Origin of the sequence: Streptomyces parvus (genome assembly GCF_032121415.1) — a bacterium.
GTDB lineage: Bacteria > Actinomycetota > Actinomycetes > Streptomycetales > Streptomycetaceae > Streptomyces > Streptomyces globisporus_A.
In genome coordinates this window covers 1,725,540-1,751,513 of record NZ_CP135079.1, presented here as the reverse complement: position 1 = coordinate 1,751,513, position 25,974 = coordinate 1,725,540, and the positions used below count along the sequence as shown (strand labels likewise).

Sequence of the window (25,974 nt, the reverse complement as noted above, 5' to 3'; positions counted from 1 at the left end):
CGGCGGTGTGACGAGGGGCCCTAGGCGGCGAGCGCCGCCGCCTCGGCCGCCAGGCGGGCCACCCGGTCCCAGTCCTTCGCCGTCACCGCGTCGCCGGGGACCATCCAACTGCCGCCCACGCAGCCGACGTTGGACAGAGCGAGATAGGAGGGCGCGGAGGCGAGCGAGATGCCGCCGGTCGGGCAGAAGCGGGCCTGGGGGAGAGGCGCCGACAGGGCCTGGAGATAGGCCGTGCCGCCCGCCGCCTCGGCCGGGAAGAACTTCATCTCCCTCACCCCGCGCTCCAGCAGGGCCACCACCTCGGAAGTGGTCGAGACGCCCGGCAGGAACGGCAGCCCGGACGCCTTCATCGCCTCCAGCAGCGCGTCCGTCCACCCCGGGCTGACCAGGAACCGGGCCCCGGCGGCCACCGTCTCCCGGACGTGCTCCGGCGAGATCACCGTGCCCGCGCCGACCACCGCGCCCGGCACCTCGGCGGCCATGGCCCGGATCGATTCCAGCGCGGCGGGCGTCCGCAGCGTTACCTCGATCGCCGGGAGCCCGCCCGCCACCAGCGCCCGCGCCAGCGGCACCGCGTCGGCGACGTCGTGCAGGACGACGACGGGGACGACGGGCGCGAGATCGAGCACGGAGGCGTCGGAGGCGGCGTGCGAGGGCGCGGCGGGCGGCACGGAGGAGGTCATGGGGCCATCCTGCCGCGAGCAAGTCATTATCTGCAACGAGCGTTGCGTTCTGTGCAACGCTCCCGTTCCGGGAAGGTCGGTCCGGCGGGTCGGTTCGGCGGGTCAGATCCGATGGGCCGACTCCGGTGGAGTCAGTGGATCTCCGTCACCACCACGTCCAGCGACCACGGCCGCCCGGCCCGTGCGGGGGCCTCGGCCTCCACCACGTAACCGAGGTCCCGCAACACCTCCACCAGCCGCGCCGGGTCCTTGGGCCGCGCACCGGCCACCAGCAGGTCGCGCACCAGCCGGCCCTTGGTCGCCTTGTTGAAGTGGCTCACCACGGACCGCTTCTCCACGCCGTCCACGATCTGCGAGTGGAGCACCCGCACGCTCGCCGTCCGCGAGGCCACCTCGCCCTTCGGCTTCCACGCCGCCGCGTACGCGGAGGAGCGCAGGTCCAGGACGAGCCCGTCGCCCGCGGCCTCGGGCAGCACGGTCTCCATGGGGGTGCGCCAGTACGCGCCGAGGGCGCCGAGACCGGGCAGCTTCACCCCCATCGAGCAGCGGTACGGCGGAATCCGGTCGCCGATCCGGACCGCGCCCCACAGCCCCGAGAAGACCAGCAGCGAGGTGGTCGCCCGGCGCCGCGCGGCCGCCTCCAGCGTGGCCAGGTCGAGGGCGTCGTACAGCACGCCGGTGTACAGCTCCCTGGCCGGGCGGGTCCCCGCGGTGCGCAGTTCGGCGTTCTTCCCGACCTCGCCCGCCAGCCCCACGCTCAGCCCGAGCACCTCCCGGGCCTTCTCCTCGTCCGCCTGGCACAGCTCGACCAGCTCGTCCAGCACCGCCGCACGGGCCGGGGCGAGCCCCGGCAGTGACAGCGACTCCGGCTTCAGCGAGGCCCCGCGCCCCGAGGCGGCCTTTCCTTCGGAGGGCGGCAACAGCACGAGCACGGCGGTTCTCCTTCGTACGTACGGCGAGCGCGGATCCGGGGGCGTGCGGGCTCGCCGGGTCCTCGGCAAGGGTACGGGGAGGGGGCGGGGGTTCCCGTACGGCGGTGAGATCCACCTGCGCCGACGGGGTCCTCGTACGGCGGCGGGCCGAGCCGGGAGCGGCCTTCGGGAGCGGACTCCGGGTACGCCCTCCGGAGCGGGCTCGGGAACCGCCCCGGATGCCGCCCGCCCCCTCCCGGCCTACGCTCGGGCCATGCCCCGCCGCCACCTGCGTATGACCGGCGCAGCCGACTGCTCGCTCGGGGCCGCCCTGCGGGCGCTGCGCACCGAACTCGACCTGCCCGGCGCCTTCCCGCCCGAGGTGCTCGCGGAGGCGGCGGACGCGGCCCGGGCCCCGGACCTGTCGGCCCACGAGGACGCCACCGGCCTTCCCTTCCTCACCATCGACCCGCCCGCCTCCACCGACCTCGACCAGGCGATGCACCTGGAACGCCGCCGGGACGGGCGCGGATACCGGGTGCACTACGCCATCGCGGACGTCGCCGCGTTTCTCCGCCCGGGCGGCGCGCTCGACGCCGAGGCCCACCGCCGGGTCACCACTCTCTACTTCCCCGACGACCGGATCCCCCTCCACCCCGCCGTCCTCTCCGAGGGCGCCGCCAGCCTCCTCCCCGGGCAGACCCGACCGGCCGCGCTGTGGCGGATCGACCTGGACCGCGACGGGCTGGCCGTCGCCACCGACGTACGGCGGGCCCTGGTCCGCAGCCGCGCGAAGCTCGACTACGCGGGCGTCCAGCGGCAGATCGACGCGGGCACCGCCGAGGAGCCCCTCGCCCTGCTCCGGGACATCGGCCGGCTGCGCGCCGAACAGGAAGTGGCCCGGGGCGGTATCTCGCTCGACGTCCCCGAGCAGGAGATCGTCGAGCACGACGGCTCGTACGGCCTCGGCTACCGCGCCACGCTCCCCGCCGAGGCCTGGAACGCGCAGATCTCGCTCCTCACCGGGATGGCCGCCGCCCGGCTCATGGCCGACACGGGCACCGGCATCCTGCGCACTCTGCCGCTCGCCCCCGACGGGGCCGTCGCCCGGCTGCGGCGCTCCGCCCACGCCCTGCGCATCGACTGGCCGCACCACGTCCCGTACGCCGAGGTCGTCCGCTCCCTCGACCCGGAAAGGAGCAACCACGCGGCGTTCCTGCAGGAGTGCACCACCCTGCTGCGCGGCGCGGGTTACACCGTCTTCGAGGGCGGAGACCTCCCCGACCCCGCCGTGCACGCCGCGGTCGCCGACCTCTACACGCACTGCACCGCACCGCTGCGCCGCCTGGTCGACCGGTACGCCTCCGAACTCTGCCTCGCCGCGACCGCGGGGAAGGCACCGCCGGATTGGGTACGGGAGGCCCTCCCCGCGCTCCCGAAGGAGATGGCCGAGGGGACGCGCCGCGCCGGCACCGTGGAGCGGGCCTGCGTCGATCTGGTCGAGGCGGCGCTGCTGGAGGGGCGCGAGGGCGAACTCTTCGACGCGTACGTCGTCGACGTCCAGGACCGGGACCCGTCCATCGGCACGATCCACCTCCGGGACCCGGCGATCGTCGGCCGGGTCGAGGGCGGCACGGCTCCGCTGCCGCTGGGGGAGCGGCTGCGGGTCCGGCTCACGCGGGCGGGGCCGGCGGCGAGGACGGTGCTGTTCGCTCCGGGGTGAGCGGCTTCCGCCCGAGCGCGGCGACGGCCGCCCGCGCATCGTCCGCGTGGAACCGGAGCGTTCGCGCGCTCCCGCGCTGCCCCAGAGGCCGGACGAACCTCACCGGCTCAGCCAGCTCCACGGTCACCGTCGTCTGGCTCCCCACCGCCAGGTCGAGGACCCCGTCCTCATCGACCCGCACGAGCCCGCCGCCGTCGTAGCGCCGCTCCACCCGGGCGGCGGTGATGAGCGAGGCGGGCACCGGCAGGTCGAACAGGGCGCCGTACCGCAGCCGCAGCGAACCGTCGGTCCCCACCACGTGCGGCCGGGTCACGCAGGCCGCGTGCAGGGCGACGATGAGCACCGTCCCGTACACGCCGACCACGAGCAGGATCAGGTGGACCAGCGGCCACGGGATCACCAGGGCCAGCACCACGGTCTCCAGGACGGAGGCGAAGAAGAACGCCCACGCCGTCCCGATCTGCGGTTCGGTGTACGAGAAGGGCAGCGCACCCTCGGGGATCCGGTGCCGACGGCGTACGGTCCACAGCCCGAGGCTGTGCAGCGCCCGGACCTCGTGCACCATCAGCCGCCGCACCGCCACCGGCACCACGGCACGCGCCGCCGACAGCGTGGCCGCCCGCCGCCCGTCACCGGCCCGCCGCCGGGCCGTGTACAGCGGCCACATCACGGCGGCCTCCAGCGCGAGCACGCCCACGACGAGCGCCTCGGCCGCCAGCAGGACCGCACCGGTGATCCGCACCCCTCCCACCAGGCAGACCATCAGCGCCAGTTCGGCGGGCAGCGCCACCCACAGGGCGGCCCGAGCCGCCCGCAGAGCTATCACTCTCACGGCGTCCACCCTCGCGTCGCGCGGACCCGGACGGCCAGCGCTTCCATCACCCGGCGCACCACCTCGCGCTGCGCGGGCGGATAGTCCTCCAGCAGCACCCGCCCGAACCCCGTCGGCGACGGCTCCCCGTCCGGGATCACCGCCAGCACCTCGTCCGGTACGGCGGCCACCAGCTCGGCCGCCAGGGGCGCGATCCGCGGATCGTCCACCCCGGCGCCGACCAGCTCGTCCAGCCGCTCGTACAGCCCGGTGAGACCGGGGGCCTCGGCCAACGGCCGCAGCGCCGCGTACAACTCGGCCCCGGCCCCACCGCCCGCGGTGTCCAGCAACGCCAGATGCTCCCGGTCCTTCGCCGCGGCCCTCGACCCCGTGGCGGGCGCACTCTCAAGGAGCGCGGCCAAGGCGGGCGAGAGTGGCCCGTCCGAGGTCAGCGGCGCCTCCAGCAACGCCGCCAGCACCTCCCGCCGCTCCCGGATCTCCCGCTCCTGCCGTGCCAGGTCCGCGTCCAGCTCCCCGAGCACCTCGACCAGCTCCCGCCCCGCGTCATCCGCCAGCACGTCCCGCACCTCGTCCAGCGAGAGCCCGATCTCCGTCAGCCGCCGAATCCGGGCCAGCAGCACGGCATCCCGGACGGTGTACGCCCGATAGCCGTTGGCCTGCCGGCCGGGCTCGGGCAGCAGACCGATGTGGTGGTAATGCCGGACGGCCCGGGAAGTGGCTCCCACGAGCGCGGCGATCTCTCCGATACGCATGCGGCCAGTAGAAGCGTTGACGCTGCGACAAGGTCAAGCGCCACGTTCCTCCCCGCGCTTCGTCCGCGTCGAGCGGTCCTGTGCCACGATCGGAGGAAGAACTCCCATCTCATGGACGGCTGGTCCCCCGATGCCCCAGTCTGGCGAGCGACCGAGGAAGGAGCGTGACATGACTGCCATGGCGCACGAGCCGCTCACGCAGGCAGAAGTCCTTCTGGAGGGCTTCCTGGCCCTGGACACGCCGGAAGGCTTCCGGGCCGAGCTGATCGAGGGGGAGATCGTCGTGACGCCGCCGCCGGACGGGGACCACGAGGACTACATCAGCCTGGTTCTGAAGCAGGTGCTGAGGAAGTCCCGCATCGACATGGATTTCTCAGGGAACAAGGGCCTGAAGCTCCGCAGCGGCCGCGGCTGCCCCAAGAACCACGCCATCCCCGACGGGACCTTCGCCCCCACCGAGCGTCGCCTCTTCCGCGGCGCCGACCCCTGGATGCCCTGTGAGGGCGTCGCCCTGGTGGTCGAGGTCACCTCCACCAAGCCGCAGGCCGACCGCGAGGCCAAGCGCCGCTGCTACGCACGCGGTGGCATCCCGCTCTACCTGCTCATCGACCGGGACGACAGCTCGGTGACGCTGTTCAGCGATCCCGAGGGCGACGACTACCGCCAGCACCTGACCATTCCGTACGGGAAACCGCTCCCGCTCCCCGAGCCCTTCGCCTTCGACCTGGAGACCGGCGACTTCGGCCGAGGGGCACCGACAGGGCGGTCGGTCGGTATGGCCCGGTAGGATGGCGATCACGGCAGACGAGCCGTGCGGACGGCCGCGTGAGGATCCCCGGATCCTCCCGAGGAACGTCCGGGCTCCACAGAGCAGGGTGGTGGCTAACGGCCACCCGGGGTGACCCGCGGGACAGTGCCACAGAAAACAGACCGCCCGGGACTTCGGTCGCGGGTAAGGGTGAAACGGTGGTGTAAGAGACCACCAGCGCCTGAGGTGACTCAGGCGGCTAGGTAAACCCCACCCGGAGCAAGGTCAAGAGGGGTCGTGCCGGAAACGGGGCGGCCCTGCGCGGACGTTCGAGGGCTGCTCGCCCGAGTTCGCGGGTAGACCGCACGAGGCCTGCAGCAATGCCGGCCCTAGATGGATGGCCGTCTCCCCGGCCGCCGCGAGGCGACCGGGAGACAGAACCCGGCGTACAGCGCGACTCGTCTGCCGCAAGAGCCCCTGACCGGCGTTGAGCTGGTCAGGGGCTCTTTCCGCACGCCTTTGCTTCCTTGTCGGCATCAGTACTTCGTGTACGTGATCCAGTCGTAGCGGGCGGTCAGCGGCCTGCCCGGGTAGGTGAACGGGCCGAGCCAGCCGTCGACCCCGATTCCCGGCCACAGGTTGGTCATGATGCGCATCGGGCGGGTGGGGAGCGGGCCGCGGGAGCCGTTCTCCTGGTGGACGAGCCTGCCGTCCACGAACCAGTTGATGGTGCCCTGGTTCCACCACTCGATGGCGTAGTCGTGGTAGCCGGCGGAGGCGTCGAACCCGAGGTCGATGACGGTCTCATGGCCGCCGACACCGTTGGTGAAGTAGTTGGTCTGCATCTGGGTGGTGTTCTTGCCGAGGATCTCGACGTCTATCTCGTCCCAGGGCTGACCGTCGCTCGGCCCGGTGTACGTGAAGAACCCGGTCACGACGCCTTCGCGCTTGACCGCCTGGAGCCGGGCCTCGAAGCGGCCGTACGAGTACAGCTCGTTGGTGCGGTACTCACCGGAGGCGTAGGGCTTGCCCGAGCAGCCGGCGGGGCAGGTCGCGACGTCGAGGTTCTGGCCCATGACGCCGCCGTTGAACCAGGTGTGGTCGGCGCGCCAGCCGACGTTGAACATGCCTCCGTTGGACCAGCCGTCGGCCTTGCTCCAGCGGCTCGTGTTGGGGGAGTCGAAGGTGTCGGTGAAGCTGCCGCCGACGGCGTACGCGGGGCCGGTCATCGGCTGGAAGATCAGCGCGAGGGCGGCCAGCGGAGCCAGCAGCCAGCGAGGTGTGGGGAACCGACGTGATCTCGTGCGGGAGTGCATCTCGGCCTCCTTGTGCCGTGAAACCCATGTGCGGGACAGGCTCGGCGTCCGCTGACGGCACGACCGTGCGGGGGGAGGACGCCTGGCGTTGCGGAGAAACTGGGAGCGCTTCCAGAAAGTAGCAGCGCCCCACATGGCCGACAAGGGATCGGACATGGCGGTCCGGGTGGAAGCGCTCCCGGGGTGCGGTCTCCCGCTCGCGACGACGACGGACGGCTCACCCACCGGGGACGCTGCCGACCTGCGGGAACTGCCCGCTCCGAAACCGTCGGCCGTCAGGTACTGGAACGCTTCACCAGACGGGTGGGCAGGATAAGCGGGCCGGCCGTACGGCCCGCGACGACCCCGACGAGCATCCGGGCCATCTCGCGCCCGAGATCCCGGATGGGCTGGTGGATCGTGGTGAGCGCGGGATCGGTGAGCTGCGCGACGGCGAGGTCGTCGAACCCCACCACGGCCACGTCCTCGGGCACCGACCGGCCGGCTCCGCGCAGCGCGCGCAGCGCGCCCGCCGCCATGTTGTCGTTGGCCGCGAAGACCCCGTCCAGGTCCGGATGGGCTTCCAGCAACCGGGTCATGGCGGCGGCTCCGGCGGCTTCCGAGAAGTCCCCGGCCTCGGGCGGGCGAGGCGTCAGACCGGCGAGCGTCATGGCTTCCCGGTAGCCGCGATACCGGGATCTGGCCACCTCCGTCTCCTGCGGTCCGCAGATCGTGACCACCCGGGTCCGCCCCCGCGCGAGCAGGTGCTCGGTCGCCTCCCGCGCGCCGCCGACGTTGTCGATGTCCACGAACCAGCGCGGTTCGAAGTCCACCGGGCGGCCGCCGAAGACGACCGGCAGCGGGCTCTCCTTGGCGATCCGGGCCAGGGGGTCGTCCTCGTGCGACGCCGTCAGCATCACCCCGTCGACGGCCCGGGAGCGCACGAGCTGCTCCACCCGCTCCCGGCCGCGCGGGGTGGCGGCCACGCACAGCATCATGTGCAGGTCGGCCTCCTCCAGGGCGCCGGCCACTCCGGCGATGAGCTGCCCGAAGAACGGGTCCGTCAGCACCTCCGGGTCGTCCCGCGAGATGACCAGCGCCGCCGCACCCGCCTGACGTGTGGCCAGGGCACGCGCCTTCGGGTTGGGCACGTAGCCGAGTGTCCTGACCGCCTTCTCGACGGACTCCCGCTTGGCCCGGCTGACATGGGGAGCGTTGTTGATCACCCGGGAGGCCACCGACCGCGAGACTCCGGCCAGCGCGGCCACCTCGTCGAGCGTGGCGTGCCGGTGCGGCAGTTCCTCGGCCATGGGCACGGGCCTTCCCTCGCAACGGATCTGGAAGCCCTTCCATTGTGGCCCGTCCAGGGCTCTTCCGGTGCGGCTCAGCCTCATGATCTGATCATCCGCATGACGGACCATGAGACCGGGTGTCTACCCGCACACGACGGCGTACGGCTGCGCTCGGCGACGGCCGGGGACGCGGAAGCCGTCACGCGGGTCTTCCTGGACTCCCGGGCCGCAGCCATGCCGTATCTGCCGCGGATCCACAGCGACGAGGGCACCCTGGCGTGGATCACCCATGTCGTGCTGCCCACCAGCACCGCGGTGTGGGTGGCCGAACAGGCGGGGCAGGACGGGGAGGACGCGGGGGACGGAGAGGGCGGGGAACTGCTCGGGTTCGCCGCGCTCGCCGGGGGCGACGAGCTCGACCACCTCTACCTGCGGCCCGACGCGTTGCGGCGGGGGATCGGTAGCCGGCTGCTGGCCGAGGTGCGCGGGGCCGTGGACGGGCCGATCAGCCTGTACGTGTTCCAGCGCAACGCCGCTGCCCGCGCCTTCTACGAGCGGCACGGGTTCACCGCCGTCGCGTTCGACGACGGCGGCCGCAACGAGGAGAACGAGCCGGACGTCCTCTACCGCTGGACGCCGCAGGGCGTGTCCGGCGGACCCTGACCGGGGCCGCGACGCCGGACACGCCCTGGCGGTGGGTCAGATGACCGGCGGGCGGCCCAGCCGCGTCATCTGCCACACCGTGGACCAGCGCATCGGGCGCCGCTCCCCGCACGGCGTGCGGACGCCCTCGACGAAGCCGCCCGCCCAGGCCCGCAGGCCCTTCGGGTCGCGGGTGCGGGCGAGGGTGAGCAGGGTCCAGGTGCCGAGGTAGGCGGGGACCAGGGGGAGCGGCAGGTTGCGGCGGGCCAGCCAGACGCGGTTGCGTGCCGTCATCCGGTAGTAGACCGCGTGCCGGGCCGGGGACGTCTTCGGGTGCTGGAGCAGCAGCTCGGGGTCGTACTCCACCTTCCAGCCGGCGTCCAGCGCCCGCCAGGCCAGGTCCGTTTCCTCATGGGTGAAGAAGAACTCCGCGGGCCACAGACCGGTCTTTGCCAGCATCTTCATCGAGAACGCGTGGCCGCCGCCCAGGAAGGCCGTGACCGGGCCGCCGCGCATCGGGTCGCCCGCCCGCAGACGCGGCACGTGGCGGCGCTGCGTCTCGCCGGTCTCGTCGGCGATCCGGAAGCCGACGATGCCGAGCCGGTCGTCGCCCGCGAAGTGGTCCCGCACCCGGCGGAAGACGTCCTTGTCGACCAGCAGCCCGTCGTCGTCCAGCTCGATCACCACGTCCACGTCGCCGATCTCGGCGAGCTTGCGCAGCCCTTCGTTCCGGCCGCCCGGGCAGCCGAGGTTCTCCGGCAGCTCGATGGTGGTCACCCCGCCGTCGAGGTCCTCCAGGCCGGGTGTCGCGGAGTAGTCCGGGAGGGCCGTACCGTTGCCGATGATCACGAGCCGGGTGGGCCGGACGTCCTGCATCGCCACGGACGCCAGCAGCGCCTCGACCGCCTGCGGGCGGTCTCCCATGGTCACGATGGATACGCCGATGCGCGGTGCGGACACGGTCGGTACTCCTGGAGCTCGGCTGCCGGTGGCCGGCTGCTGGTCGGCAGCGGTGCCCGCGATCGTAACGCCTCGGTGTTCAGTCCGCGGTTACCGCCCGGCCATCCACGGGTCCGTCGCTGTTCAGCAGTGCGTACACGGCCATGTCCCGCCGCTCGTCGCCCACCTGCTGCCAGCCGCGCAGCAGGCCCTCCCGCCGGAAGCCGATGTCCTCGGCGATCCGGGCGGAGGCGGTGTTCCACGGTTCGATGTAGAGCTGGAGGCGCGGGACCCCGAGGTCGCGCAGGGCCCAGCCCGTCACCGTACGCAGCGCGGCCCGGGCGACCCCCTGGCCGCGGGCGGGGCCGGTGAGCCAGTAGCCGAGGGAGGCGCGGCCCTCGGGCAGCTCCCGGAGCCAGAGCCCGATCGCGCCGACCGGGCGCCGGTCCCGGGAGCGCACGATGGCGAACGGGTACCCCGCGCCGGTGGCCGCGCGCTCCCACTGCCCGCGGACGAACGCCTCCGCCGCCGCTTCGGAGTAGGGGGCCGGGATCGTGGTGATGAGCGGGATGTACGGGTCGAGCGAGGCCTCGCGGACCAGCGGGAGGTCGCTCATCTCCCAGGGGCGCAGGACGAAGTCCGGGCCCGCGGACATGCTCGGAACGGTCAGCGGCTCGGGGCCGGGGGCGGGGTCGGGGGCCGACCCGGGGGTGTGGGCGGTGGAGCCGGGGGTGGAGCCGGTGCCGGGGGCGGGTGCGGGGTCAGGCTCGGGAGCAGCCATGTCCGTATCCTCCCGCTGTCGATCCGGTCCCGCTTCCCGGGCGGGCCCGGGAAGCGGGACCGGATCACCCGTCCTCCCGCCTCCGGACGCCGCCCGCCAGGAAGTACCCGGCCAGTACGGCGCCGGCCAGGACCAGTGCGGAGTTGACCAGGATCGCGGTGGAGACGCCGGACAGTACCGCGTCGGGCCCGTTCGCGCCCCCCGTCCGGGCGGTGACCACCGCGCTCATCACCGGAATGCCGAGGGCGATGCCCACCTGCTGTGTCATCGTCGCCAGCCCGGTGGCCCGCCCCTGCTCCTCGTCCGGCAGGCCCGAGGTCGCCGTGACCATGAAGCCGACGATCACCAGCATGTTGCCGACGCCGCCGACGAAGGTGGCCGCAAGCAGGAGCCAGATCCACGCCCCGGAGGTGCCGAGCGCCACGAGGGAGAGGGTGGCTGCGGCCTGGACGGTGCCGCCCAGGACGATGGCGCGGCGGTTGCCGAAGCGGCCCACCGCCCGTCCGCCGAGCACGCCGCCGACCACCGTGCCCGCGCCGAGCACGCCGAACGCGAGGCCGGTGGCGAGTGCGGAGTAGCCCAGGACCTCCTGGAGGTAGAGGGTCAGCAGGAAGACCAGCGAGGTTTCGGTGACGAACGCGATCAGCCCGGCGGTGTTGCCCCAGACGACGCTGCGCCGCTTCAGGATGCGGATCGGGACGAGCGGTGCGGCGGCCCGCTGCTCGATGCGGACGAACGCGACCAGGAGGACGGCTCCGGCGGCCAGCGCGGCCAGCGTGGTCGGCCTGGTCCAGCCGGTCTCGCCGGCCTGGGTCAGCCCGAGAACGAGCAGCAGCAGTCCGCCGGTGACGGTGACCGCGCCGGGCACGTCCAGCTGGGGGCGTCGCTCCGGCCGGGAGTCGGTGATCACGGCCGGAGCGAGGATCACGACCAGCGCCGCGACGGGGACGTTGATGAAGAAGGCCCAACGCCAGGAGAGCAGGTCCGTCAGGAGCCCGCCGAGGATCGCTCCGGCGGTGAACCCGGCGGACATCAGGGCCCCGTTGAGCCCCAGCGCCCGCTCGCGCAGCGGCCCCTCCTTGAAGGCGGTGGTCAGCAGCGCGAGTCCGGCCGGGGTGACGGCCGCGGTGGCCAGTCCCTGCAGCACCCGCGCGGTGAGCAGCACCTCGGGCGAGGTGGCGAGGCCGCCGAGCACGGAGGAGAGTCCGAGGACGGCCATGCCGCCGACGAACAGGTTCTTGCGGCCGACGAGATCGGCGACCCGGCCGAAGAGCAGCGTGAACCCGGCGGCGGCGAGCGCGAAGGAGGTGGCGATCCACTGGAGACCGGCGAGGGAGAAGCCGAGCCCTTCCCCGACGACGGGCAGCGCCACGTTCAGGATCGAGAAATCCACCGCGATCATGAACTGGGAGCCGAGCAGCAGGGCCAGGACGAGTCTCTGGCGGCTGGACATGCGGAGGGAGGCGGCGGGCGGAACGGTCGTGGGGCCCACCGCGGGGCCGGTGTCGGAGGATGCGGTACGGGGAGCGGGCATGGCAGGGGCGCCTTCCTGGACGCGGGAAAGGCTTAACGGTTCTGCGGTTCCGTTAAGGTGGTGTCACCGTAGCAGGAGGGGTGTCGTTAATGGAACTGGAGACCCGTTATGACTTCTGAGGGTGCTGAAGGTGCTGAAGACGTCGACGTCGAGGAGGTGGAGCCCGGCACCGTGCGCCCCGGCGGTCGCACCGCCCGGGTGCGCGAGGCGGTGCTGCGCGCGGCCGGTGACGCGCTGGTCGAGCACGGCTTCGACGGCCTCGACCTGGCCGACGTCGCCCGGCGGGCCCAGGTCGGCAAGACGACCGTCTACCGTCGCTGGTCCGCCCCCGCCGGGCTGGTCGCCGACCTGCTCACGGACATGGCGGAGCAGTCACTGCCGCGTACGGACACCGGATCCCTGGCCGAGGACCTCCGGGCCAACGCCCGCCTCGTGGTCCGCACGCTGACCGACCCCCGCCAAGGGGCCCTCTTCGTGGCCGTCATCGCGGCCGCCGCCTGCGATCCGCGTACCGCCGAGGCGCTCCACCGCTTCTACGCGGTGCGGATCCGGGAGTGGTCCGGCTGTGTGGAAGCGGCGGTCGAACGCGGTGAACTGCCCGCGGGCACGGACCCGGGCGAGGTGATCGCGGCGGTGTCGGCGCCGCTCTACTACCGGCTGCTCGTCAGCGGCGCCCCGCTGGACGAGGAGGTCGCCGACCGGGCGGCCGCCGCGACCGAAGCCGCCGCGCGGGCGGGCGTGTTCGTACGGTGAGGGGCGCGGGAGCCCGTGGCGGGGTCGGTTCCCCTGGGCGGGACCGGCTTCATGGCATCGAACGGGCCGTCGATAAAGTGGGGGAATGATATTCGGTAGAGCCGGGTTCGGGGGAGCCGTCGCCGACTTCGAGGCGGCGGTGTCGGCGCAGGACGCCAAGCGGTCCGGCAAGGCGTTCGTCCGGTTGCAGGAGACCTTCGGTCAGGCCAGGGAGGCGGAGCTGCTGGACGGCGGGCCGCGGCTCGCCGCCGTGCTGGAGCAGGTGCCGCCCGGCCCGCGTGCCGTGGTCGCCGTGCTCGTGGGGGCCTGCGTCGAGCGCGGCGCGGACGCCGAGCGCTGTGCCCCGGGGGTGCTGGCCGGGCTGCGGTGGGCGCTGGAACAGGCCGTGGCGTTCGCCGACGCCTGGGCCGCGACCGGAGGCGGCGGGTTTCCCGCCCCGGACGGCGGCGAGCCGGGCCCGGAGCTCGTGGAGCGGGCCGGCTTCGAGGCGGCCGTCGGCTGGGGCACGCTTCCCCAGTGGGAGATGGCCGCCGTCGCGATGCTGAACCACCCCGGCGTGCGGCGGGAGGCCGGGGCCCGGGGCGACGCGCTGCGGCTGCTCGGCGCGTTGGAGCGGGTCTCCGGCCTGGAGCTGAAGTCCCTCGCCCACGCACTCCTGGTGCTGGACGACGAACCGCTCGTCGCCCTCCACCGGACGAGCGGCACCGGCTACCTCCTGCGGATCTCCGGTATCGGGGACAACTTCCAGCTGCACACGCTGCTCGCCGACGCGCTCATCGGCGGGGGCCATGTGGAGGGCCATGCGCCGTCGTCGCAGGAGGTGGCCGTCTGCCGGGAGACCCCCGGCCAGGTGGACACCGTGGGCTCCTTCGACCTGGTGGCCCCGGACGGCGGACTGATCTGGAACGAGGGCGCCCCCGCCGACATACCCGTCGTCGACGGCGTCCGGCTGCTGGTCCTGGACGAGCCGTCCTACCGGCGGACCTGGCCCGCGGGCCGCTTCCTCCCCGGCATGCGCGGGGAGGCCCTGCTGGAGCGCGCCCTCGACCCGGAGGAGACGGAGCGCTGGTACGCCCATGTCTCCCCGGCCGAGAACGCGACCGGCTGAGCCGGGCTCCCGGCCCCGCCCCGTACGTCGGAGGTCCGGTCGGCCCGCGGCGGGTCCTCGGCCGACCCCGTACTCCGGCCCTCAGCCGATCCGGGCGCCCGTTCCGCTGACCCGGATCCGGGCGTCGCCCGCGCGCAGTTCGACGGTGAGGGTGCCGGGGCGGCCCATGTCCGCCCCCTGGTGCAGGGTCAGTACCGTCGCCTCCGGTACGAGCCCCAGCTCCCGTGCGTACGCGCCGAAGGCGGCCGCGGCCGCGCCGGTGGCCGGGTCCTCGACAACCCCGCCCACCGGGAACGGGTCCCGGACGTGGAACACCCCGGGCCCCTCGCGCCACACCAGTTGCAGGGTGGTCAGGTCGATCCGGCGCATCAGCGCCTCCAGCCGCGCGAAGTCGTAGTTTAGGTCCGCCAGCCGTTCCCGGGTGGCGGCGGCCAGCACCAGGTGCCGGGCCCCCGCGTAGGCGATCCGGGGCGGCAGGGCCGGGTCGAGATCGGCTGCCGCCCAGTCCAGGGCCGCCAGAGCCTCCGCCAGGTCGGCCTCGGCGGTCTGCTCGACATGCGGCGCCACGCTGGTCAGGGTGGCGAGGAGGGTGCCGCCCTCCCGGACGACGGAGACCGGGACCACGCCCGCGGGCGTCGTGAACTCCAGCGCGCCGGGCCCGTCCCGTTCGGCCAGTGCGAGAGCCGTGGCGACCGTGGCGTGACCGCAGAACGGCACCTCGGCCTTCGGGCTGAAGTAGCGGATCGTGTACGCGTCCGCGCCGGTCCGCTCCGTCAGGAACGCCGACTCGCTGTAACCCAGCTCCGCCGCGATCGCGAGCATCCGCTCCCCGTCCAGCCCGCCGGCGTCCAGGACGACCCCGGCGGGGTTCCCGCCCGCGGGATCGGCGGAGAAGGCGGTGTAACGCAGGACCTCGGGCCGGTGATCATGTGTCATGCAGCAGACAACCGTGCCGCCGCCCCCGCCATTCCCTCCGTGGGAGCGGGCTGGTCGCGACTCCCCGGCAGCCGCGACCAGCCCTCCCCGAAGGCACCTGACGGCTCAGTGGCAGTTCTTGGCGCCCTTGTTGGCCTTCGTGGACTTCCCCCAGGAGCAGGAGTCCTGGAGCTTCCCGTTCGGCTTGATCAGCCGCGCCTTGTCGCCGGTGTTGTTCCAGACGTACGAGCCCCGGTTCCAGTGCACGGTGCCCGAGACGTTCTTGCCCTTGCCGGTGCGGAGCTTGACCGTCTTGCCCGCGCCGACGGTGTAGCTGCCGAAGGTGTAGGTGTAGCCCGTTTCGTCCTTCACCTTGAAGCCCTTGAGCTGGACCTTCTTCTTGCTGTTGTTGTGGATGTTCACCCACTCGGCGTTCAGCGACTTCTTCGACCGGTCGTCCTTGCCGGGGCCGTCGAACTGAACAGCCCCGAAGTGCAGCCCGCCCTGGTGGGCGGCCGCCGAGGCCGGCGCCGCCGTGGCGAGGAGCGAGCCGGCCAGTGCGGTGGCGGCGGCCAGGGCGATCGGCGCGGCGATACGTATGCGCATGCGGTGTTCCTTCTGTGTCGTTCTGGTGAAGGCGTAACAGGATGCGATCATACGGACAGCGCGCGGTTGCTCGGCCACGGATCGTGAAATCCGCAAGTCCGGTTATCTGTTGGCCCGTTCGATCGGATGTGATCGCGGGTGATCATGTGTACCCCCGGGTCTCAGCCCCGTCCGACGTACGGCATGTTCGTCGCCATGACCGTGGCGAACTGGACGTTCGCCTCCAGCGGCAGCTCCGCCATGTGCAGCACCGTCCGCGCCACGTCCGCCGCCGCCATCACCGGCTCCACCGCCAGCTCCCCGTTGGCCTGGAGGATCCCGGTCCGCATCCGCTCGGTCATCTCCGTCGCCGCGTTGCCGATGTCGATCTGGCCGCAGGCGATCCGGTAGGGGCGGCCGTCGAGCGACAGCGACTTCGTCAGCCCGGTGATCGCGTGCTTGGTCGCCGTGTACGCGATCGAGTGCGGGCGCGGTGCGTGGGCGGAGATCGAGCCGTTGTTGATGATCCGGCCGCCCTGCGGGTCCTGCTCCTTCATCAGCCGGTATGCCGCCTGCGCGCACAGGAAAGCGCCCGTCAGGTTCACATCGACGACCGCCCGCCAGTCCGCTACGGCCAGGTCCTCCAGCGGTACGCCGCCGGGGCCGAACGTGCCCGCGTTGTTGAACAGCAGGTCCAGCCGGCCGAACCGGGCCCGTACGGCGCTGAAGAGCGCGGCCACCTCGTCGGCGTCCGTCACGTCCGCGGTGACGCACAGTGCCCCGGTGTCCCCGGCGGCGGCCGCCGTCTCCGCCAGCGGCTCGGCCCGCCGACCCGCCAGCGCCAGCGACCAGCCCCCGCTCGCGAGGGCGAGCGCGACGGCCCGTCCGATCCCCGATCCCGCCCCCGTGACCACGGCCACCTTCCGGCCGGGCTGCCCGGCATCCCCGCCGGTGCGCCCGGCTCGTTCGGTCTGCCCTGTCTGCTCTGTCAGCTCTGTGTTCATGGCCCGGCAGCGTACGGGACAGCTGCGTGCACAGGGCACGCGGTGCTCATCGACCCGCCATGCGGATGTTGTGCACGCGACAACGGTGCGTCGTTCCCTCCCACTGCCATGAATCCCGACAGCATCCGGGCTGAGGAGGGGCATATGACAACCGCACGGACCATCATGACGCCCGATCAGAGCAACCGAGCCAACGAACTCCGCACCGCCGCCCGCTTACTGGAACCAGGGGTGGGCCGTCGGCGCTTCCTGACCGTCACCGGAGCCGCCGCCGCGCTCGCCTTCGCCGTCAACCTGCCCGCCGCCGGCACGGCGAGCGCAGCCGAGGTCGACGCCCGCCGGATCGCCGAGGACCCCTTCACCCTCGGGGTCGCCTCCGGCGATCCGCATCCCACCTCCGTCCTGATCTGGACCCGGCTCGCCCCCCGCCCCTTCGAGCCGGGCGGCGGACTGCCGAGCGGCCGGGTCGAGGTGCGCTGGGAGGTCGCCCGCGACGAGCGCTTCCGCCGTATCGAGCGGCGCGGATCGGTCACCGCCCACCCCGAGTTCGCCCACAGCGTCCGCGCCGAGGTCCAGGGCCTGGACTCCGGCCGCCTCTACCACTACCGCTTCCGTACCGGCAGCTGGACCAGCCCGGTCGGCCGCACCCGCACCGCCCCCGCCCCCGGCGCCCGTAACAGCTCCCTCACACTGGCCGCCGTCTCCTGCCAGGCGTACCACGACGGGTACTTCACCGCCCTCCGCCACCTCGCGGCCGAGGACGTCGACGTGGTCTTCCACCTGGGGGACTACCTCTACGAGTACGCCGTCAACGCGACCGGCGGGGCCCGCAACTACACCGACCGCCGCCTCCCGGACCTCTTCAACCGCGAGACGACGACGCTGGAGGACTACCGGCTGCGCTACGCCCTCTACAAGTCCGACCCGGACCTGCGCGCCGCCCACGCCGCCCACCCCTTCGTCGTCACCTGGGACGACCACGAGACCGAGAACAACTACGCGGGCGAGATCCCCGAGAACGAGGTCGCCCCCGAGGAGTTCCTGCTCCGCCGGGCCGCCGCGTACCGCGCGTACTGGGAGAACCAGCCGCTGCGCACCCCGCAGCGCCCCACCGGACCCGATATGACGCTCTACCGCCGCCTCCGCTTCGGGCGGCTCGCCCAGTTCGACATCCTCGACACCCGCCAGTACCGCAGCGACCAGGCGTACGGCGACGGCTGGCGCACCCCGGGCCCCGAGTCCGAGGACCCCGCGCGCACCATGACCGGGGCCACCCAGGAACGCTGGCTGATCGACGGCTGGCGGGCCTCGAACGCCACCTGGAACGTCGTCCCGCAGCAGGTCACCTTCGCTCGGCGGCGCGATGTGCCCACCAGCGCCTTCAAGCTCTCCATGGACTCCTGGGACGGCTACCCCGCCTCCCGGCAGCGGGTGCTGGCCGGCGCCGAGGCCGCCGGGGTGGACAACCTGATGGTCCTCACCGGCGACGTCCACGTCTCGTACGCCTTCGACCTGAAGAAGGACTTCGCCGACCCCGCATCGCGCACCGTCGGCACGGAGATCGTCACCACCTCCGTCGCCAGCGGCAGGGACGGCTCGGACCGGCCCGCCAACTGGGAGAACCAGACCCGCGCCAACCCGCACCTCAAGCACTACAACGGGCGGCGCGGCTACGCGGTCGTCACCCTCGGCACGAAGGAGGCCCGCGCCGACTTCCGTACGGTAGCGGCCGTCACGACCCCCGGGGCCCCCCTCACCACGGCGGCCTCGTTCGTCACGGAGGCCGGGAACCCGGGGCTCACGCCCGCCTAGCCCGCGAGCAGCGTCAGGCATCCGCCGGGTAGCGGACGCCGATGCGGTCCCGTACCGCGTCGAGCGTCCGCATCACCGCCAGCGAACCCTCCAACGGGACGAGCGGGGACTCCGGCTCGCCCGCCCGCACCGCGCGCGCCACCTCGACCGCCTCGTACTGCATGCCCGACAGCCCCTGCGGGCCCGGCCCCGACGTGACCGTCTCGGGCTCCGCACCCGCCCGCCGCAGCACGAAGTGGTCCGGGTGGAAGAAGTCGCGCGGGATGTCGATCCGCCCGGCCGTGCCGATCACGGTGGCCGCCGTGGGATGGTGGCCGACGATCGAGCAGGACAGCAGCGCGGTGGCACCGGAGTCCCAGCCGAGCAGCATGCCGGTGTTCAGGTCCACACCCTCCGGCGACAGCAGTGCGTCGGCCTGGATCCGGTCCGGCTCGCCCAGCAGCAGGTGCGCGAACGACACCGGGTAGACCCCGAGGTCCAGCAGCGCCCCGCCGCCCAGGGCCGGGTCGCGCAGCCGGTGGCCGGGCGCGAAGTCGCCCGCGAAGCCGAAGTCCGCCTGGACGGTACGGATCTCGCCGATCGCCCCGTCCCGGACCAGCTCGGTCAGCCGGCGGACCACCGGGTTGAGGTAGGTCCACATGGCCTCCATCAGGAACAGGCCCCGCTCCCGGGCGAGCGCCACCAGCTCCTTCGCCTCCCGGCTGTTGAGCGTGAACGCCTTCTCGCACAGCACATGCTTTCCGGCCCGCAGCGCCAGCCCGGCCGCCGCGTGGTGCGCCGAGTGCGGGGTGGCCACGTAGACCACGTCCACCGTGTCGTCGGCGACCAGCTCCGCCCAGCTGCCGTACGCCCGGGCGATCTCGTGCCGGTCGGCGAAGGCCCGCGCCGAGGCCTCCGTACGCGAGGCGACGGCCACCACCTCGGCGTCGGGGAGCCCTTGTACGTCCGCCGTGAAGGTCGCGGCTATGCCGCCCGTCGCCAGAACACCCCAGCGCACCCTGTCACCCATGCCCGCCACCCCAGCCCACCCGAAAAAGGTATCGACCACTCCGGCCGAGCTGAGAGCATAGATGCGGATTCAACGATGTGGAGATGACCATGCCGGAGAGCGGCGGCAGCCGGGCCCAGCGAGCACACATACCCACCTCCGGGACCGGACCCGGAGCCGACGAGGCCACGGCCGTCCCGCACGGGGACGCGGGCGCCCTCTCCGTCGACCCGGCCGCCCCGCGGGCCACCGCCCCCGCCGGCCTGCCGGGAGCGCCCGGCGGGCCCGCGACCCCCGGACTCCCCGGCCCGGCCGCGAAGGCCGCCCGGCGCACCGGACTCCTGGTCACCCTGGTCCTCGGCGGGCTCACCGCCCTGCCGCCGCTGTCCATGGACATGTACCTCCCGGCGCTCCCCGCCGTCACCGACTCCCTGAGCGCCCCCGCCGCCACCATCCAGCTCACCCTGACCGCGTGCCTGGCCGGCATGGCGCTCGGCCAGCTCGTCGTCGGACCGATGAGCGACCGGTGGGGCCGCCGCACGCCGCTGCTCCTCGGCATGGTCGTCTACGTCCTCGCCACCGCGATCTGCGCCCTGGCCCCCACCGCCGAACTCCTCATCGGCTTCCGCCTCCTCCAGGGGCTCGCGGGCGCGGCCGGGATCGTCATCGCGCGGGCCGTGGTGCGTGACCTCTACGACGGCGTGGAGATGGCCCGCTTCTTCTCCACCCTGATGCTGATCTCCGGGGCCGCCCCGATCGTCGCGCCGCTGATCGGCGGGCAGGTTCTGCGGGTCACCGACTGGCGGGGCATCTTCGTCGTGCTGACCGTGGTCGGCATCGTGCTCACCCTCGTCGTATGGAAGTGGCTGCACGAGACGCTGCCGCCCGCCGCCCGCCACACCGGCGGTGTCGCCGACGCCCTGCGCACCATGCGCGGGCTGCTCGCCGACCGGGTCTTCACCGGCTACATGGTCGCGGGCGGGCTCGCCTTCGCCGTCCTGTTCGCGTACATCTCCGCCTCCCCGTTCGTCGTGCAGGAGATCTACGGGGCCTCGCCGCAGACCTTCAGCCTGCTCTTCGGGCTCAACTCCATCGGTCTGATCGCCGTGGGCCAGATCAACGGCAAGCTCCTCGTGGGCCGCTTCCGCCTCGACAAGGTGCTCGGCTTCGGCCTCGCCGTGATCGTGCTGGCCGCCGTCGCGCTGCTCCTCATGACGACCGGCGTCTTCGGCGAGGTCGGGCTCGTCCCCGTCGCCGCCGGGCTGTTCGTCCTGATGTCGGCGATGGGCCTCGCGATGCCGAACACCAACGCCCAGGCCCTCCTGCGGACCAAGCACGCGGCGGGCTCCGCCTCCGCGCTGCTCGGCACGTCCTCGTTCCTCATCGGGGCCGTCGCCTCCCCGCTGGTCGGCGTCGCGGGGGAGGACACGGCCGTCCCGATGGCCGTCGTCCAGGTGGTCTGCGCGGTGGCGGCGGTGGGCTGCTTCCTGATCCTGTGCCGCCCCTGGCAGCGCGCGGGGCGCGAGGCCGGCGGCCTCTGACACAGAGGTCCGGGCGGGCTCAGCCCGTGCGCGGGTAGCCGATCAGATGCGTGCGGTCCTGCCGGTCGGTCCAGCGGAACACCCCGACCCCCGTCGTCTCCGTCCCCGGCAGCCGGGCGTTGCGCGACAGCCGCTCGGTGCTCCAGGTGGCGAAGTCCATCGCGACCGGGAGCCCGCCGCCGGACAGCGCCTCCGAGGCGTCGCGCGCGTTCTCGGCCCCGTACGCGATCCCGTCGTCCGTCACCGTGGCCAGCGTCAGATGCGCGGTGCCGCCCTCGTCCTCGAAGCAGCGGCCCTGTTTCGCCTCCAGGTCGAAGGCCAGGTTCCCGGCGATCAGGTAGTCGCCCGACGGGGAGAGGACCGCCTGCGGGTAGCGGCCCGGCTTTATGGCCGGCTTGTGGCACTCCACCGAGGTGAGCACCTCCCCGGTCGCCGCGTCGTGCACCGCCCACAGCTCATGGGTCGCCGCCCGCTTGGTCTTCTTCGCGGGCTGCCACTTCGCCAGCACATGGTCCGGGGTCATCGACGTCACCACGCCGCTGCCCTTCTCGGTCCCCTTGGGCGCGACGTTCCGGCTGAACCAGCCGCCGCGCACCCAGAACTCCCGTGCCCCGCCCAGCAGCAGGCCGTCGGCGGTCTGGCCGTGCACCTCGGTGAGCTGCTTGCAGGCCGGGCAGCCCTTGGGATACCCGAGCTTGTCCGCGCCCAGCTCGGTCACCTCACCGGTGACCGGGTCGATCAGGGTGCTGTTCGCCTTCGCGTCGCTGATCACGATGCCGGGCCCGGTCGTGGTCACCTTCGGGGCCCCGGACCACGGCACCTCGACGCGCTGCCGGTTCCCGTTCGTCACGTCGTACAGATCGAGGGCGAGGAAGGTGCTCGACGGCGAAAGACCGTCGCCGACCTTCCCGTAGGACCAGGTCACGAAGTACTGCCGGTCGCCCTTGGCCACCGTGGCGAGCTTCGGGTAGTGCAGCGGGTCCGGCGGCTGCCAGGCCTGGCCCCGCCAGCCCAGCTCGCCGGTGGCCGTGTCGACGGTGCGCAACCGGTAGCGGTTCTCCTCGGCCCGCTCCAGATAGGCCAGCAGACCCGTCGTATGGGAGACGGCGACATCGGGGGAGGAGCCGATGATCTCCCAGCCCCGCTCCGTCGTGTACTCGGGCGGAACGGTCAGCCGGGTCACCGGGCCCGCGCTCGGCAGCACCGGCTTCGCCGTGGCGGCGGCCGCGCCGTCCTTCTTCTTGCCCTCGGGATCGCCGCCGCAGGTGGCCAGCAGCAGGAGCAGGGCGAGAAAGACCACCCCGCCGACCAGCGTCAGCCGCACGATCTTCTGCCTCATGGCTCCCCCGCTGGACCATCTTGATCTGGTGCCGTGCACGCGCGGGCCAGCGTAGCAACAGGCTTCCGGTCACGTGGAGTTCGCCGGATTCCTGTTCCGTACCGGTTACGTGAACGCTTGGTGGGGCCCGCCCGGCCCCCCGGTCCCGCCCGCGTACCCCCTCCCGCACCGGCGAAGCGGAATGCGGCCGACGGGGCGCCTCCGCCTACAATTCGGCGGTGAACGTCACCCTCCCCACCGCACAGTCCCTGCGCGCGGCGCTGGCCGGACTGCTCGACGGAATGCCGCCCAAGCAGGCCACGCAGGCCGTCGACCGGCTGATCGCCAGCTATCGCGGGGAGACCCCGACGAACGCCCCGATCCTGCGGGACCGCTCCGACGTCGTCGCCTATGCCGCGTACCGGATGCCCGCCACCTTCGAAGCCGTACGGTCCGCCCTCGACGCCCTCGTCGAGGCCGCGCCCGACTGGACCCCCGCCACCCACACCGACGTCGGCGGCGGCACGGGCGCGGCGAGCTGGGCGGTCGCCGGGGCCTGGGAGGGCGCGGCGACCACCGTTCTGGACTGGGCCGAACCGGCCCTCGCGCTCGGCCGCGAACTGGCCGAGGCGTCCGGCGTGCCCTCACTCCGCGACGCGCGCTGGGAGCGGGCCCGGATCGGCGCGGCCCTGGAGCTGGCCCCGGCCGACCTGATCACCGTCAGCTACGTCCTCAAGGAGCTGACGGCCGCCGCCGGGGCCGAGCTGGTCGACGCCGCCGCGGCGGCCGGGCAGGCCGTGGTGATCGTCGAGCCCGGCACCCCCGACGGCTACGCCCGCGTCATCGAGGCCCGCGACCGGCTGATCGCCGCCGGGCTGCGGATCGCGGCCCCCTGCCCGCACAGCGACACCTGCCCGATCGAGCCCGGGGCCGACTGGTGCCACTTCTCGGCCCGGGTCAGCCGCTCCTCGCTGCACCGGCAGGTCAAGGGCGGCTCGCTGAGCCACGAGGACGAGAAGTTCAGCTACGTCGTCGGCACCCGCTTCCCCGTCGCCCCGGGGCCCGCCCGGATCACCCGCAGACCGCAGATCCGCAAGGGTCTGGTCCAGCTGGAGCTGTGCACCCGGGACGAGGGGCTGGCCCGCGCCACGGTGAGCAAGCGCCACGGCGAGCTGTACCGGGCGGCCAGGGACGTCGCCTGGGGCGATCCCTGGCCGCCGGAGGGCTCGGAGGGCTAGCCGCGCAGCTCCTGCGTACAGCACTTCACGCTGCCGCCGCCCTTGAGCAGCTCGCCCAGGTCCATCGGGATCGGCTCGAAGCCCCGGTCCCGCAGGGGATCGAGCAGCCCGGTCGCGCCCTGCGGCAGCAGCACATGACGCCCGTCGCTGACGGAGTTGAGCCCGAACGCCGCCGCGTCCGCCTCCCGGGCCAGCAGCGCGTCCGGGAACAGCCGGCGCAGCACCGCCCGGCTGCCCGCGGAGAACGCGTCCGGGTAGTACATGATCTCGTCGGCCGCCGCGTCCAGCACACAGAGCGCGGTGTCCAGGTGGTAGTAGCGCGGGTCCACCAGATCGAGGCCGATGACCGGCACCCCGAAGAACTCCTGGGCCTCCATGTGCGAGAGCGGGCTGGAGCGGAAACCGCGCCCGGCCAGCAGACAGGAGGCGGTGACGGCGAAGTCCCCCTCGCCCTCGTTGACGTGTTCCGGCTCATGGACCTCGGCGAAGCCGTTCTCCCGGAACCAGTCACGGTGGGCCCCGGCCTCCTCGAACCGCTCCCGGTACGCGAACAGCGCGCCGAGCACCCGGCCGTCGATCACCGTGGCGCCGTTGGCGGCGAAGACCATGTCGGGCAGGTCGGGGCGGGGAGTGAGCAGCTCGACGGTGTGGCCGAGGCTCCGGTAGCGGTCGCGCAGATCCTCCCACTGGGTCTGGGCCAGCGGCAGGTCGACGGGTTTGGACGGGTCCATCCACGGGTTGATGGAGTAGGTCACCCGGAAGTGCGTCGGAGCGCACATCAGGTAGCGACGAGGGGTGGCGTCACGGTTCAACTCGGGCTCCTCGCGATCGGCGGCCGGAGCCGCGGAACGGTGGGATGCGCACGGTCTGTGCGTGAGCCCATGGTGCGCCGTGCGCGCCGGATCCGCAGTGATCCGATCGGGTGGTTCACCCGACCCCGCGAAGAACATCGCAAGACGATACGTATCGGCTCGCCTGGCGTAGATTGGCCGCATGGCACCCACCAAGGCACCCGACTCCAGCCGCCGCAGCGACCGCTCCCGCCGCGCCATCCACGACGCCGCCCTCGCCCTCGTCACGGAGGTGGGGTACCGGCGTACGACGATCGAGGGTATCGCCGCCCGCGCCGGGGTCGGCAAGCAGACCATCTACCGCTGGTGGCCCTCCAAGGCCGCCGTGCTGATGGACGCCTTCCTGGACCTGGCGGGCCGGTCCGCCGAGGGGGCCGGGACCGAGCCGGAGGCCGAGGGCGCCGGGGAGTCCGGCAAGGGGGCGCAGACGCCGGGCATCCCCGACAGCGGTGACCTGGTGGCCGACCTCAAGCTCGTCCTGCGGGCCACCGTCGACGAGCTGAACGACCCGGCGCTGGAGGCCCCCACCCGCGCGCTGACCGCCGAGGGCATCGTGGACGCGAAGCTCGGCGCCGAATTCGTGCGCAAGCTGCTCGATCCGCAGCTCGCGTTGTACGTCACACGGCTCGGGGCCGCCCAGGAGGCCGGGGACGTGCGCGCCGACATCGACCCCCGGATCGCCCTGGAACTGCTCATCGGACCGCTCATGCACCGCTGGCTGCTCCGGACCCTGCCGCTCACCCATGCGTACGCCGACGCGATCGTCGACTACGCCGTCGGCGGGCTCGCTCCGCGACCGTGACGCCGGGGCCCGCCGTCGTATCCGATATGTGGGGACATCGGGCGTGATGGTGCTCACTCGGTGCAGTGGTACACGGCCCCGCTGGTGAACTCTGGCCACCCGAACCGCAGGATGGTGCGACCATGGAGAGGCAACGCTGAGGTGAACTGCTGAGGTGAGGGGATAGATGGGCGCCGATTCCGGCCGTTTCCGCGGCACAGAGAGCAGGATCTCCCAGTGGCTGCGGCGACGTCCCAAATCAGCCGGGGCCGAGACCGACGAGTCGGCCCGGGTGGCCATGCTCGTGGCGGTCGCCGAGGCGGGCATGCCGATCGCCCCCGCCGCCCACCCCGTCGGATACCGATGTTCGTGCGAACGCATCGGCTGTCCCACCCCCGCCCGGCATCCCGTCTCCTTCGCCTGGCAGACGCAGTCGACCACCGACCGGGCCCAGATCGAGCGCTGGGCCGCCGGTCAGCCGCAGGCCAACTTCATCACCGCGACCGGCATGATCCACGACGTGCTGGACGTCCCGCTCACCGCCGGGCTCAGCGCCCTGGAGCGTCTTCTCGACGCGGGCATCGACGTCGGCCCGGTCGCTCGGTCCGGCGACGACCGGATGCTCTTCTTCACAGCCACCCGCGGCACCCCCGAGGACGAGGACGAGTGGTGGCCCTGCGAGCTGGACTGCCACCCCGAGACCATGGACGCCCACCCGGGTCTGCGCTGGCACTGCCGTGGCAGCTACGTCCTGCTGCCGCCCGCCCGGCTCCCCGGTGAGGTGGACGTCCACTGGGTGCGCGGGCCCGAGCACGAGCTGCCCGACCCGCTGACCCTGCTGGAGACGCTCACGGATGCCTGCGCCCGGTACGCGGGCAGCGCCGAGCAGAGCGAGCTGGACCACGACGCGATCGCCTGGCCGCTGAGCCGCTGAGCCGAGCCGCGCGG

25 protein-coding genes and 1 other RNA gene are annotated in these 25,974 nt (G+C 73.0%); 11 read left to right on the top strand and 15 right to left on the bottom strand.

The window, feature by feature from the left end:
- Positions 1-20 precede the first annotated feature (20 nt).
- Together eda and yaaA are read right to left on the bottom strand one after the other, a co-directional pair.
- Entirely contained in the window at positions 21-683 is a 663-nt protein-coding gene (gene eda / locus RNL97_RS09000) for a bifunctional 4-hydroxy-2-oxoglutarate aldolase/2-dehydro-3-deoxy-phosphogluconate aldolase (protein ID WP_030583976.1), read from the bottom strand.
- A 131-nt stretch (positions 684-814) separates the two neighbouring features.
- Positions 815-1,615 carry a peroxide stress protein YaaA gene (yaaA, locus tag RNL97_RS08995; RefSeq protein WP_243313905.1) on the bottom strand — a complete coding sequence of 267 codons (801 nt, stop codon included), beginning with the start codon at positions 1,613-1,615 and terminating at the stop codon, positions 815-817.
- A 274-nt stretch (positions 1,616-1,889) separates the two neighbouring features.
- Here yaaA and RNL97_RS08990 point away from each other — a divergent pair, with 274 nt between their 5' ends.
- On the top strand, positions 1,890-3,317 hold the full coding sequence (locus tag RNL97_RS08990; protein WP_243316294.1) for an RNB domain-containing ribonuclease: 1,428 nt from the start codon (positions 1,890-1,892) through the stop codon (positions 3,315-3,317).
- Here RNL97_RS08990 and RNL97_RS08985 read toward each other — a convergent pair.
- Both RNL97_RS08985 and RNL97_RS08980 read right to left on the bottom strand, forming a co-directional pair.
- Positions 3,268-4,149 carry a hypothetical protein gene (locus RNL97_RS08985; protein ID WP_243313904.1) on the bottom strand — a complete coding sequence of 294 codons (882 nt, stop codon included), beginning with the start codon at positions 4,147-4,149 and terminating at the stop codon, positions 3,268-3,270. The genes RNL97_RS08990 and RNL97_RS08985 overlap by 50 nt on opposite strands.
- Entirely contained in the window at positions 4,146-4,901 is a 756-nt protein-coding gene (locus RNL97_RS08980; protein ID WP_243313901.1) for a MerR family transcriptional regulator, read from the bottom strand. The genes RNL97_RS08985 and RNL97_RS08980 overlap by 4 nt, the downstream gene beginning before the upstream one ends.
- Positions 4,902-5,079: 178 nt before the next feature.
- Here RNL97_RS08980 and RNL97_RS08975 point away from each other — a divergent pair, with 178 nt between their 5' ends.
- Both RNL97_RS08975 and rnpB read left to right on the top strand, forming a co-directional pair.
- Positions 5,080-5,688, top strand: coding sequence for a Uma2 family endonuclease (locus RNL97_RS08975; protein ID WP_313751614.1), 609 nt, complete (start codon positions 5,080-5,082; stop codon positions 5,686-5,688).
- A gap of 18 nt (positions 5,689-5,706) precedes the next feature.
- An RNA gene (gene rnpB, locus RNL97_RS08970) (RNase P RNA component class A) lies at positions 5,707-6,114 on the top strand.
- Positions 6,115-6,185: 71 nt separating this feature from the next.
- Here rnpB and bglS read toward each other — a convergent pair.
- Both bglS and RNL97_RS08960 read right to left on the bottom strand, forming a co-directional pair.
- Entirely contained in the window at positions 6,186-6,965 is a 780-nt protein-coding gene (gene bglS, locus RNL97_RS08965; protein ID WP_030583964.1) for a beta-glucanase, read from the bottom strand.
- Between the two features lie 275 nt (positions 6,966-7,240).
- On the bottom strand, positions 7,241-8,254 hold the full coding sequence (locus RNL97_RS08960; RefSeq protein ID WP_030583961.1) for a LacI family DNA-binding transcriptional regulator: 1,014 nt from the start codon (positions 8,252-8,254) through the stop codon (positions 7,241-7,243).
- A gap of 99 nt (positions 8,255-8,353) precedes the next feature.
- On the opposite strand from RNL97_RS08960, the gene RNL97_RS08955 reads away from it, so the two are divergent.
- On the top strand, positions 8,354-8,899 hold the full coding sequence (locus RNL97_RS08955; RefSeq protein WP_030583958.1) for a GNAT family N-acetyltransferase: 546 nt from the start codon (positions 8,354-8,356) through the stop codon (positions 8,897-8,899).
- A 36-nt stretch (positions 8,900-8,935) separates the two neighbouring features.
- Here RNL97_RS08955 and RNL97_RS08950 read toward each other — a convergent pair whose 3' ends face one another.
- The 3 genes from RNL97_RS08950 to RNL97_RS08940 all read right to left on the bottom strand — a co-directional run bounded on the left by RNL97_RS08950 (position 8,936) and on the right by RNL97_RS08940 (position 12,051).
- Positions 8,936-9,838: a glycosyltransferase family 2 protein gene (locus tag RNL97_RS08950; protein ID WP_030583954.1), complete on the bottom strand. Its 903-nt coding sequence runs from the start codon at positions 9,836-9,838 to the stop codon at positions 8,936-8,938.
- Positions 9,839-9,917: 79 nt separating this feature from the next.
- Positions 9,918-10,598, bottom strand: a complete 681-nt coding sequence (locus RNL97_RS08945) for a GNAT family N-acetyltransferase (protein WP_313750548.1) — start codon at positions 10,596-10,598, stop codon at positions 9,918-9,920.
- A 64-nt stretch (positions 10,599-10,662) separates the two neighbouring features.
- Positions 10,663-12,051, bottom strand: coding sequence for an MFS transporter (locus tag RNL97_RS08940; protein WP_243316292.1), 1,389 nt, complete (start codon positions 12,049-12,051; stop codon positions 10,663-10,665).
- Between the two features lie 189 nt (positions 12,052-12,240).
- On the opposite strand from RNL97_RS08940, the gene RNL97_RS08935 reads away from it, so the two are divergent.
- Both RNL97_RS08935 and RNL97_RS08930 read left to right on the top strand, forming a co-directional pair.
- Positions 12,241-12,885 (top strand): TetR/AcrR family transcriptional regulator, encoded by a 645-nt coding sequence (locus RNL97_RS08935; protein ID WP_030583945.1) that lies wholly within the window; start codon positions 12,241-12,243, stop codon positions 12,883-12,885.
- 85 nt (positions 12,886-12,970) lie between these two features.
- Entirely contained in the window at positions 12,971-13,993 is a 1,023-nt protein-coding gene (locus RNL97_RS08930; protein ID WP_243313897.1) for a hypothetical protein, read from the top strand.
- Between the two features lie 81 nt (positions 13,994-14,074).
- On the opposite strand, the gene RNL97_RS08925 is transcribed toward RNL97_RS08930, so the two are convergent.
- The 3 genes from RNL97_RS08925 to RNL97_RS08915 form a co-directional block, all read right to left on the bottom strand.
- On the bottom strand, positions 14,075-14,929 hold the full coding sequence (locus tag RNL97_RS08925) for a PhzF family phenazine biosynthesis protein (protein ID WP_313750547.1): 855 nt from the start codon (positions 14,927-14,929) through the stop codon (positions 14,075-14,077).
- Between the two features lie 105 nt (positions 14,930-15,034).
- Positions 15,035-15,514: a lamin tail domain-containing protein gene (locus RNL97_RS08920; protein WP_030583936.1), complete on the bottom strand. Its 480-nt coding sequence runs from the start codon at positions 15,512-15,514 to the stop codon at positions 15,035-15,037.
- Between the two features lie 161 nt (positions 15,515-15,675).
- A complete protein-coding gene (locus tag RNL97_RS08915) occupies positions 15,676-16,497 on the bottom strand; it encodes an SDR family oxidoreductase (RefSeq protein ID WP_313750546.1) in 822 nt (273 codons plus the stop codon).
- 144 nt (positions 16,498-16,641) lie between these two features.
- On the opposite strand from RNL97_RS08915, the gene RNL97_RS08910 reads away from it, so the two are divergent.
- The gene (locus RNL97_RS08910) at positions 16,642-18,309 is read left to right on the top strand and encodes an alkaline phosphatase D family protein (RefSeq protein WP_313750545.1); all 1,668 of its coding nucleotides are present in this window, start codon (positions 16,642-16,644) and stop codon (positions 18,307-18,309) included.
- A gap of 13 nt (positions 18,310-18,322) precedes the next feature.
- Here RNL97_RS08910 and RNL97_RS08905 read toward each other — a convergent pair whose 3' ends face one another.
- Positions 18,323-19,318 carry a Gfo/Idh/MocA family protein gene (locus tag RNL97_RS08905; RefSeq protein WP_030583927.1) on the bottom strand — a complete coding sequence of 332 codons (996 nt, stop codon included), beginning with the start codon at positions 19,316-19,318 and terminating at the stop codon, positions 18,323-18,325.
- Between the two features lie 89 nt (positions 19,319-19,407).
- Between RNL97_RS08905 and RNL97_RS08900 the strand changes: the two genes are divergently transcribed.
- On the top strand, positions 19,408-20,838 hold the full coding sequence (locus RNL97_RS08900; RefSeq protein ID WP_243316291.1) for a multidrug effflux MFS transporter: 1,431 nt from the start codon (positions 19,408-19,410) through the stop codon (positions 20,836-20,838).
- A 19-nt stretch (positions 20,839-20,857) separates the two neighbouring features.
- On the opposite strand, the gene RNL97_RS08895 is transcribed toward RNL97_RS08900, so the two are convergent.
- Positions 20,858-22,177, bottom strand: coding sequence for a hypothetical protein (locus tag RNL97_RS08895; RefSeq protein ID WP_030583922.1), 1,320 nt, complete (start codon positions 22,175-22,177; stop codon positions 20,858-20,860).
- A gap of 218 nt (positions 22,178-22,395) precedes the next feature.
- On the opposite strand from RNL97_RS08895, the gene RNL97_RS08890 reads away from it, so the two are divergent.
- A complete protein-coding gene (locus tag RNL97_RS08890) occupies positions 22,396-23,394 on the top strand; it encodes a small ribosomal subunit Rsm22 family protein (RefSeq protein WP_313750544.1) in 999 nt (332 codons plus the stop codon).
- On the opposite strand, the gene ddaH is transcribed toward RNL97_RS08890, so the two are convergent.
- Positions 23,391-24,308: a dimethylargininase gene (gene ddaH, locus RNL97_RS08885; protein ID WP_374115198.1), complete on the bottom strand. Its 918-nt coding sequence runs from the start codon at positions 24,306-24,308 to the stop codon at positions 23,391-23,393. The two genes, RNL97_RS08890 and ddaH, sit on opposite strands and share 4 nt — an antisense overlap.
- Positions 24,309-24,387: 79 nt before the next feature.
- On the opposite strand from ddaH, the gene RNL97_RS08880 reads away from it, so the two are divergent.
- Positions 24,388-25,047: a TetR/AcrR family transcriptional regulator gene (locus tag RNL97_RS08880; protein ID WP_313750543.1), complete on the top strand. Its 660-nt coding sequence runs from the start codon at positions 24,388-24,390 to the stop codon at positions 25,045-25,047.
- 166 nt (positions 25,048-25,213) lie between these two features.
- A complete protein-coding gene (locus RNL97_RS08875) occupies positions 25,214-25,960 on the top strand; it encodes a bifunctional DNA primase/polymerase (RefSeq protein WP_313750542.1) in 747 nt (248 codons plus the stop codon).
- Positions 25,961-25,974: the final 14 nt, after the last annotated feature.